Origin of the sequence: Streptomyces phaeoluteigriseus (genome assembly GCF_001896135.2) — a bacterium.
GTDB lineage: Bacteria > Actinomycetota > Actinomycetes > Streptomycetales > Streptomycetaceae > Streptomyces > Streptomyces phaeoluteigriseus.
Genome location: NZ_MPOH02000015.1, coordinates 1,294,275 through 1,302,112 on the forward strand (window position 1 = coordinate 1,294,275; position 7,838 = coordinate 1,302,112).

At 74.3% G+C, this 7,838-nt stretch carries 5 protein-coding genes; all 5 read left to right on the forward strand.

Features of this window, described 5'->3' with window-relative positions:
• The first annotated feature begins 11 nt into the window (after window positions 1–11).
• Entirely contained in the window at window positions 12–2,099 is a 2,088-nt protein-coding gene (locus BM536_RS23775; protein ID WP_094103433.1) for a lantibiotic dehydratase, read from the forward strand.
• A gap of 165 nt (window positions 2,100–2,264) precedes the next feature.
• Complete coding sequence (locus tag BM536_RS23780) at window positions 2,265–2,954, forward strand: ABC transporter ATP-binding protein (RefSeq protein ID WP_079275279.1); 690 nt, start codon at window positions 2,265–2,267, stop codon at window positions 2,952–2,954.
• Window positions 2,951–5,374, forward strand: coding sequence for an ABC transporter permease (locus BM536_RS23785; protein WP_425444662.1), 2,424 nt, complete (start codon window positions 2,951–2,953; stop codon window positions 5,372–5,374). The genes BM536_RS23780 and BM536_RS23785 overlap by 4 nt, the downstream gene beginning before the upstream one ends.
• 278 nt (window positions 5,375–5,652) lie before the next feature.
• A complete protein-coding gene (locus BM536_RS23790; protein WP_425444663.1) occupies window positions 5,653–6,555 on the forward strand; it encodes a glycosyltransferase family 2 protein in 903 nt (300 codons plus the stop codon).
• Window positions 6,556–7,031: 476 nt separating this feature from the next.
• Window positions 7,032–7,838: AfsR/SARP family transcriptional regulator (locus tag BM536_RS23795; RefSeq protein WP_211362936.1), on the forward strand; the 807-nt coding region annotated here is incomplete at its 3' end.

Here is a 7,838-nt window from a genome sequence, read left to right on the forward strand (position 1 = left end):
GAGGCACCGGGATGCACGAGGGATCCGTCTCTCTGAGCGGCCGCTGGCGGCTGTGGGACCAGGTCGCGGTGCGCGGCGCGGGGTTCCCGGCGGACGGGGTGCTCCGGCTCGCGCCGGAGGGCCTGGCCGCGGCAGCGGACAAGTTCGGGCCGCGGGACGACCTGTCCGGCGGGGCCTGGAAGGCCTTCGAGGAGGAGTTCACCCAGGCCGCCGGGCGGGCGGCCACGAGCGCGCAGGAGATCGCCGCCTCCGGATCGTTCCGGGCGGCGGTCGCCTGGCAGAACCGGGGGGTGCTCGACACGGCGATCCGGCCGTTCCTCAACTGGTCGCCGACGACCGCGGGCCGCACCTTCAAGCAGCGCCAGCGCGAGGAGCTGGTCGCGCACTACTGGCAGCGGTTCTGCGTCAAGAACGACACCATCGGCTTCTTCGGACCGGTCGGCTGGGGAGCCTTCGACCCCTCCCGGCCCGGCATGGCCGTCGATCCGGGCACCGGACTGACCGCGTCCTCGGAGGTGTTCTGGTCCAGCTGGTCGGTCGACTCCCTGGCCCGGGAGATCGACACCGACCCGGCGCTGCGCCCCTGGACGGCGCCCCGCCGGGTGCCGTTCGTACGGCTGGAGGAGAACGCCGTACGGACGCCCGCCAGGCCGCCGCGCCCGGTGGCGCCGGAGACCGTCCGGTTGCTGCGCCTGTGTGACGGCACCCGCTCCGTCCCGGCCCTGCAGCGGGAGATGGGCCCGGGAACGGACGTGCCCGCCCTGCTCGACGACCTGGTCCGGCTGCGCTGGATCACCTGGCGGCTGGACGTACCCGCCGACATCCGGCCCGACCGCCGGCTGCGCGCCTGCCTGGAGCGGATCGGTGAACCGGCACTGCGCGCCGCCGCTCTCGCCCGGATGGACGAACTGCAGAGCGCGATCGAGACCGTCCGGGCGGCGGCGGAGGACCCCGAGCGCCTGGTCACGGCTCTCAGCTCCGTCGAGCAGACGTTCCAACAGGTGACCGACGCGGCCGCCAAACGCGAGAAGAGCACCACCACGGCGCCCGGCCGCGCCGTGGTCTACTCGGACAGCCGCCGCGCCGCCCGGGTGACGCTCGGCAGCCATGTGCTGGCCGCGCTCGCCCCGCTCGACCTGCTCATGTCCGCGGCCGCCTGGCTCTCCTCCACCCTGGCCGCGCGGGTGACGGAGCGTGTCACCGGCGTGTACGAGCGGCTGCGCGCCGACGCCGGGCCCGGACGGCCGGTGGACCTCGCCGCCTTCTGGTTCGCCTGCATGCCGGTCCTGCACGGGGCGGCGGTCGCCGACGCCGACGGTCTCCAGGCGGAGTTCGAGCGCCGCTGGCAGCGGATCCTTCCGGCCTCGGCGGGGGTGCGCCGCGTCTCGGTCGCGGGCGCGGACATCGCCGGCCGGGTGGCGGAGGTCTTCGGATCGGCGGGCGCGCCGGGCTGGGCCGCGGCGCGGTACATGAGCCCGGACGTGATGATCGCCGCGGAGGACGCCTCCTGCGTCGAACGCGGCGAGTTCCACCTCACCCTCGGCGAACTCCACCTGGCCGCCAACACGCTCGGGAACGAACTGTTCGTCAACCAGCACCCCGACCCCCGCGAGCTGTTCGACCGGACGGACCGGGACCACCCGGCGCCACGGCTCATGCCGCTGCTGCCCAAGGAGCACAAGTCCCGGCTCTCCGCCCGGATCCGGCACGCGCTGGTACGGCCGCAGGACTACCAGGTCGCCCTGCTCGACAACACGGCGGACCCGTACCGCGACCGCACCGTGCCGAGCGCCGACGCCGTGGTGGAGCGGCGCGACGGCCGGCTGTGCGTGGTGCTGCCCGACGGCGCGGTGTTCCCGGCCGTGGAGGTCTTCGCCCATGTGCTGACCACGCTCGTGACGGACCGGTTCCGGCTCCTGCCGGAAGCCGACCACTCCCCCCGGGTCACCATCGACCGGATGACGGTGGCCCGGGAGACCTGGCGGTTCACCGGCCCCGCGCTGGCCTTCGCCGACGACAAGAGCGAGGCCCGGCGGTTCGTCCGACATCCCTCCCGGTGGGGAGGGCCCCTACATCGCCCGCGTACATCGCGGGGATGACCCGCGCGCCGGGTCCGCCCGGTACGGCAGCCGGTCTCGCCGTCGCGGGCGACGACCGCGGCCCGGTGCCGTCCCTAGCGTCGGGGTGACCGTCAACCACAGGCCCCAGGAGGCGTCGTGACCTCGACCCCACCCGTCATCACACCGACCGCACCCGTCATCGACATGCACGGGGTGAGCAGGAGGTACGGCGCGGGGCCACCCGCCCTGGACGACGTCACGCTGAGCGTGCGGGCGGGGGAGGCGCTGGCCGTCGTAGGGCCCTCGGGCAGCGGCAAATCGACGCTGCTCAACCTGATCGCCGGCCTGGACCGGCCCAGCGCGGGCACTGTCACGGTCGGCGGGGTGCGGGTGAGTGAGCTGAACGAGACGGGCTCGGCACGGTACCGGCGGGACCGGGTCGGCATGGTCTTCCAGTTCTTCAACCTGCTGGACGACCTGAGCGTGCACGACAACGTGCTGCTTCCCGCCCAGTTGGCCGGGATGCCGCGGGCCGAGGCGCGGCGACGGGCGGCGGAACTGCTGCGGCACCTCGGCATCGAACGGCACGCCGACGCCTACCCGGGCCGGCTGTCCGGCGGTGAGCGCCAGCGGGTCGCGGTCGCCCGCGCGCTGATGAACCGGCCCGCACTGCTGCTGGCCGACGAGCCGACGGGCGCGCTGGACACCGCCTCCGGCGAGCAGGTCCGCGAGCTGCTCACGCAGCTGAACGCGGACGGCCAGACGATCGTCCTGGTCACCCACGACCTCGCCCTGGCCCGCTCCTGCGCGACGAGGACCGTGGAGCTGGTCGACGGCCGGGTCGCCCGGGACAGCGGGAGTGTGCGGGCTCACCGTCCGGCGGTGAGCCCGTGAGCACCAGGAGACCTGCGAACCCACTCGGGCGGGTCGTCCGCGCCGGAGTGGCCCGCCGTCGCGTCCAGACCGCCGTGATGGTGCTGACCACGCTCATGGCGGTGACCGCGTCCGTCCTCGCCGTCGGCCTGCTGGTCGCGGCGCGGGCCCCCTTCGACCGGGCCTTCACCGCACAGCAGGGGGCTCATCTCACCGGGCAGTTCGACGCTACGGAGGTGACCGCCGAGCGGCTCGCGCGGACCGCCGACGCGGCCGGGGTCGCGGCCGTGGCGGGCCCGTTCCGGTCCGTCCCCGTGCGGGTTCGGACCGCCTCGGACACCGCCGCCCTCCCGGCCGGCGTGGATCTGCCGCCCGTCACCGTCGTCGGCCGGGCGGACCCCGGCGGCCCGGTCGACCGGCTCCGGATGGTCGACGGCAGGTGGGCGACCCGGCCGGGCGAGATCGTGCTGGCCGACGGCACGCTGCCCGCACCCCCCGGCGCACGTCTGACCCTGCCCACCGCGCCGGGCACGCCCACCCTGACCGTGGTCGGCATCGCCCGCTCGGTGACCGGCACCGCCCAGGCCTGGGTGACCCCGGCCCAGGCCGAGGTCCTGGCGGCGACGGACGGTACGACCGCCGGGTACGAGATGCTCTACCGCTTCCACCGCGCGGAGACGGACGCCCACGTGGCCGCGGGCCGCGCCGCGATCACGGCGGCCGTACCGCCCGACGCGCTGAGCGGCTCGCAGTCCTACCTCGCTGTCGAGCAGCAACGCACCGCGAACGCTCGGGCGTTCGTCCCCTTCCTGGCCGCTTTCGGCGTGCTCGGGCTGCTCCTGTCCGTCCTCGTCGTCGGCATCGTGATCAGCGGCGCGGTCGGCGCCGCGACCCGCCGCATCGGCATCCTGAAGTCGCTCGGTTTCACCCCGGCCCAGGTCGTCCGGGCCTACGTCGGCCAGGCGCTCCTCCCGGCGGCGGTCGGCTGCCTCCTCGGCCTGGCCCTGGGCAACGCGCTGGCCGTCCCGGTCCTCGGCGAGGTCGGTGAGGCGTTCGACGCGCCGGTGACGACGGTCCCCCTGTGGATCGACGTCGTGGTGCCCGTCGGGGCCCTTCTCCTGGTCGCGGGCGCCGCCCTGCTGCCGGCGTTGCGCGCGGGCCGGCTGAGCACCGTCGCGGCGCTCGGCGTCGGCCGCACGCTGGGCAGGAAACCAGGGGCCGCCCGGTCGGTGAGGCGGCTCACGGCACGGCTCCCGGCACGGCTGCCCCTGCCCCGCGCGGTCGGCCTCGGCCTGGCCGACCCCTTCGTCCGGCCCGCCCGTTCGGGCACCATGGCGGCGGCCGTCGCGTTCGGCGCCGTATGCGTCACCTTCGCGGTCGGGCTGGCCCTCTCGCTCGGGGTCGTCCAGGCGGGCCGCATGCTCAACTCGGCCGGCTCCGTCGTCGTGCAGACCGGGGGAGGGACCGGTCCGCCCGGTGCCCAGGTCGTGCACGTGGGCGCGGAGGCGGAGACGCCGAAGGCCGACCCGGAGGAGATCGGCGCGGTCCTGCGGGCACAGGAGGGGACCGTCCGGTTCTACGGCACGGCCCGCGCCGAGCTGAGCGTGCGGGGCATCACCGGGGCGACCACCGTGGTCGCGTACCAGGGAGACTCCGCGTGGGGCGCTCCCCGGACGGTCGCGGGCCGCTGGCTCGACGGGCCGGGGGAGGCGGTGGTCACCTCGCGGTTCCTCGAGGCCGCCGGGATCGGGGTCGGGGACACGCTGCGGCTGGAGGAGCGGGGGCGGCACGCTTCGGTGCGGATCGTCGGCGAGGCGTTCTTCACCGAGGGCGAGGGCATGGCCCTCCTCACCTCCACCTCCACCCTCGCCGACCTGGGGCTGGACGCGCGGCCCGGCCGGTACGACGTGCAGACCGAAGCCGGTACGGATGCCGCGCGCTATCTCGGCTCGCTGCGGGACGAGTTGGAAGGCGTGGGCGCCGTCGCGCAGGCCAACACCGGCAACTCGTCGAGCGTGATCCTGGCCATGGACGCGCTGATCGGGATGCTCACCCTGATGCTCGTGGTGGTCGCGGGCCTGGGCGTCCTCAACACGGTCGTCCTCGACACCCGGGAACGCGTCCGTGACCTGGGCGTCCTCAAGGCCCTCGGAATGACGCCGCGCCAGACCGTCACCATGGTCGTCACCTCGGTCGCCGGAACCGGCCTGCTCGCGGGCCTGGCCGCGGTCCCGGCCGGGGTCGCCCTGCACCACTGGATCATCCCGCTCATGGGCGATGGCGTCGGCATGAACCTGCCCACCGCGGCCCTCTCCGTCTACGACCCGCAGCGATTGACCCTGCTCGCCCTCGGCGGCCTGGTCATCGCGGTGGCCGGCGGCCTGCTCCCGGCAACCTGGGCGGCAAGAACGGACACGGCCACGGCGCTGCGGTCGGAGTGAGGGGGTGGGGGGAGCGGGGTCGGCGGTTGGACCTGCTCGTCCTGGTGTCTGGGGTCGGGGCTGGTCGTGTTGGCGGCTGTCGGAGTGAGGGGGCGAGGGGAGCGGGGCTCCTGGTTGGACCTGCTCGTCTCGCGTCTGGGTCGCGCCGCGCCTGGCGGCGCCGTGAAAAGCCCAAAGCGACCTGTCCTGCGCGGACGACGCCCCGCCGTGAGGCAACATCCAGGTGAACGACGAGCGCCGCACGGTCAGGGTGCGGTGGCCGACGAGGACCGTACGGGATGAGGGACACGATGGAGCCGAGGATCGCCGTTGCCGTGGTGACCATGGGGAACAGGCCCGCCGAGGTCGACGCCCTGCTGGAATCCGTGGCCGAGCAGGACCTGGCCCCCGCCCGGATCGTGATCGTCGGCAACGGCTGTCCGCTGCCCGAGTTCGCCCGCCGCCTCTCCCTCCCCGGCGAGGTCACCGCCATCGAGGTCGCCGAGAACCTCGGCTGCCCCGGCGGCCGCAACGTCGCCCTCGCCCGCCTGCGCGAGCACGGCGACGTGGACGTCGTCGTCGAACTCGACGACGACGGACTGCTCGTCGACCCCGACGTACTGCGCCGCGTACGGGACCTGTACGCCGCCGACCCCCGCCTCGGCATCGTAGGCTTCCGCATCGCCGACGAGCTGGGCGAGACCCAGCGCCGGCACGTCCCACGGGTCGGCTCCGCGGACCCGATGCGCGGCGGACACGTCACCGGCTTCCTCGGCGGCGGCCACGCCCTGCGCATGACGATGCTCGACGAGACCGGCGACTGGCCCGCCGAGTTCTTCTTCGCGCACGAGGAGACCGACCTGGCCTGGCGGGCGATCGACGCCGGCTGGCACATCCTGTACGCCCCCGAGCTGCTCCTCCAGCACCCCAGGACCTCACCCGCCCGGCACGCCATCTACCACCGCGTCACCGCGCGCAACCGGGTCTGGCTGGTCCGGCGCAACCTTCCGCTGCCGCTCGTCCCCGTACATCTGGGCGTGTGGATCCTCGTCACGCTGCTGCGCACCCGCTCGCTCGGCGGCCTGCGCGCATGGTTCGGCGGCTTCGCGGAGGGCGTGCGCGAACCGGCCGGCGCCCGGCGGCCGATGCGCTGGCGGACGGTGTGGCGACTGACCCGCCTGGGTAGGCCGCCGGTCATCTGAGATGCCCTGGACAGGGTGCTGTGGTTCGGGAGTCGAGGCGCCCTGGACAGGGTGCCGTGGTTCGGGAGTCGCGGCGCGGGCCCCGGTCGGTCACCTCCGCCGGCCGAGGCCCACACGCGCCTCCGAATCCGGCCGCGGCGGCGACACTCCCCCGAGCAACGCGTCGTACGCGCGCACCGTCGGGCCAGATCCGATGTTGTGATCACATCAGGTCTCACCAACGAATCGCTAACATGTGGCCAACGGTTCTTCGCCTCACCGCAGTCGGCGTCACAGACGTCGCCGCAGGTCGCATGGCGCGAAGTCGACGGGCGAGCGGGGGAGGAAGCCGGAACGGTAGCGGATTCCTGCGGGAATCGTCAGGGACAGGATGGCGGAATATCGCCGTGCCGGGGGCGGAAATCCGCCAGAGCGGCGGGGCGCACGCCGTGGGACGCGACCGGGGACGGACGCGCGGAAGGGCGAGGGTCGGCGTGATGCGGCGGTACGGGCTGCGGTTCGGACTGCTGGGCCCACCGGTCCTCTACGACACCGTCCCGGCCCCCTATGGCGCCGTCCACGTCCCGTACGACACCGTCCCGGCCCAAGCTCCGGGCCCTCCCCCCGCCCCGGTTGCCGCTCCCGTCCCCCGCAGTATCCGCAGCCCCAAGGGACGCGCCCTGCTGGCCGCCCTGCTGCTCGACGCCGGCCGGATCGTCCCGGTCGATGCACTCAAGGAGGTGCTGTGGGGCGGCGCGCCGCCCGCGTCCGCGCAGGCCTCGTTGCACAACCACGTCACGAGGCTGCGCCGCATGCTCGACGACCCGACGCGGCTGCGCACGGTGCCGCCCGGCTACCAACTGCGCATCGAGCACGGCGAACTCGACGTCCACGTGTTCGAGCACCACCTCGCCACCGCACGCGATGCGCACGCCACCCACGACTGGGAGCGCGTCGCCGACGCCTGCGCGGCGGCGCTCGCGCTGTGGCGGGGTACGCCCCTCAGCGGACTCCCCGCCGAACTGGGCGCCTACGCCTTCACCCAGCGTCTGAAGGAGGCCCGCCTGCTCCTCCTGGAATGGCGCTACGACGCCGAACTCGCCCTCGTCGAAAGGGAAACCGGACCCGAAGCCGAAGCTGGACCCGAAACCGGACCCGAGACCGAAGCCGGACCCGAAGCGGAAGCCGGACCCGAAGCGGAAGCCGGACCCGACGGCGAAGCCGGACGCGGACCCGACCGCGAAGCCGGACGCGGACCCGGACCCAGCACAAGCCCCCAACCCCAGTCCAGCCCCCAACCCCAA

What these genes read in the sequence shown, in the direction of transcription:
- BM536_RS23775 (WP_094103433.1), top strand. Translation starts at nt 12, where the DNA reads ATGCACGAGGGATCCGTCTCTCTGAGCGGCCGCTGGCGGCTGTGGGAC.
- BM536_RS23780 (WP_079275279.1), top strand. Translation starts at nt 2,265, where the DNA reads ATGCACGGGGTGAGCAGGAGGTACGGCGCGGGGCCACCCGCCCTGGAC.
- BM536_RS23790 (WP_425444663.1), top strand. Translation starts at nt 5,653, where the DNA reads ATGAGGGACACGATGGAGCCGAGGATCGCCGTTGCCGTGGTGACCATG.